Origin of the sequence: Dyadobacter sp., from assembly GCF_051859145.1 — a bacterium.
Classification (GTDB): Bacteria; Bacteroidota; Bacteroidia; order Cytophagales; family Spirosomataceae; genus Dyadobacter.
The window spans coordinates 1-1,664 of record NZ_JBHYGF010000538.1; the positions used below are offsets into that span (position 1 = coordinate 1).

General features: G+C 52.3%; 2 protein-coding genes. One reads left to right on the plus strand and one right to left on the minus strand.

Translation table 11 applies throughout. The features are described from left to right. A partial coding sequence (locus ACTIE6_RS23570; protein ID WP_439558963.1) for an ABC transporter permease occupies positions 1–1,370 on the plus strand: 1,370 nt, incomplete at its 5' end. Between the two features lie 8 nt (positions 1,371–1,378). Here ACTIE6_RS23570 and ACTIE6_RS23575 read toward each other — a convergent pair. Beyond that, positions 1,379–1,664, minus strand: a 286-nt coding sequence (locus ACTIE6_RS23575) for a winged helix-turn-helix domain-containing protein (protein WP_439558964.1), incomplete at its 5' end; no start/stop codon positions are given.

Consider the following 1,664-nt stretch of genomic DNA (forward strand, 5'->3'; position numbering starts at 1 on the left):
CCGTATTTGCGTTTGTACTTGCGTTACTGTTTGTGCAGCTGCTGCTTCCGTGGTTCAACCAGGTTTCCGACAAACAGATCAGCTTTTCGTGGGATAATGCATTCAGCTGGCTAGCCGGATTAGGTTTTGCATTGTTGACCGGCTTGCTGGCAGGAAGCTACCCGGCTCTTTACTTGTCAGGTTTTCAGCCGGTGAAAGTGCTCACCGGCGCAGGTTCATCGCTGCTGGTGCGCGCGGGCAAGTTCGCGGCTATCCCGCGGCAGACGCTTGTGGTGATTCAGTTTACCGTTTCAGTGACACTGGTAATCGGCACGCTGGTGGTGTTGCGGCAAATTGATTATGCTAAAAACAGGCCCTCAGGATTTGACCGTTCCGGGTTGCTGTCTGTGTCCATCAACACACCCGACCTTCAAAAACACGCGTCTGCACTCCGGCAGGAGCTGCTGCAAACCGGCGCGGTTATGCATGTTGCAAAATCATCAAGTCCGGCTTCCGAAGTTTGGAGCAGCGACGCGAGTTTCAGCTGGCCCGGTAAAGATCCTGATCAGCTCGGCGACCTCGGAACAGTGGGCATTACGCCTGAGTATGGCAAAACCATTGACTGGCAAATCAAAGAGGGCCGCGACTTCTCTACCGACTATTCGTCGGACCGCCTCGGCATGGTCGTAAATGAAAGCGCAGTCCGATTCATGGGGCTCAAAAAAGCGGTGGGTACCACTATGCAATGGAATGGAGATCAATATACCATCGTGGGTGTCATCAACGACGTGATCACAGGCTCGCCTTTTATGCCCGTTCAGCCTACGGTTTTTATGTTGAAAGAAGACTGGACTTCCTTCATCCACATCCGGCTTAATCCTGATCTGAATACCAAAGACGCACTTGGCAGGCTGGAAGCTGTTTTCAGGAAATACAATCCGGGGAGCCCGTTTGAATACAAGTTTGCCAGCGAGGAGTACCAACGAAAGTTTTACGCAGAAGAAAGAATTGGCCAGCTCTCCACCACGTTCGCGGCAATTGCTATTTTCATCAGCTGCCTGGGTCTTTTTGGTTTAGCCTCCTTTTTCGCGGAACAGCGGCAGAAAGAGATCGGCATTCGCAAGGTACTCGGCGCATCGGTAGCCGACCTCTGGCGGATACTGACCCGGGATTTTGTGATTTTGGTACTGATCTCCTGCCTGCTTGCCATGCCCGTTGCCTACTACCTGATGCGCGGCTGGCTGCAACAATATACTTACCAGACGAGCCTCTCGTGGTGGATTTTCGCAGCTGCGATCCTGGGCGCGCTGGCCATTACTTTGCTCACGGTGAGCTTTCAGGCAATCAGAGCCGCATTGTTGAACCCGGTCAGATCATTGAAAAGTGAGTAGCTTATCAATCAGATTATCAGCTTATATCCAATTCCACGGATGTTGACGATCTGAATCTGCGGGTCTTCTTTCAGGTAGCGGCGCAGCCTGGTGATAAAAACATCCAGGCTGCGTCCATTGAAAAAGGAATCGTCGCCCCAAAGCTCCAGCAGCACTACATTCTTTTGCAGCACCTCGTTACGAAGCTGGTACAAACGGCGCAACAGCTCCGCTTCCCGGTGCGACAATGCGATGTCGTTTCCGTCGATCGAAAGGCGTTGCTTTGCGGGGTAAAAGGTGTACCTGCCAATGTTG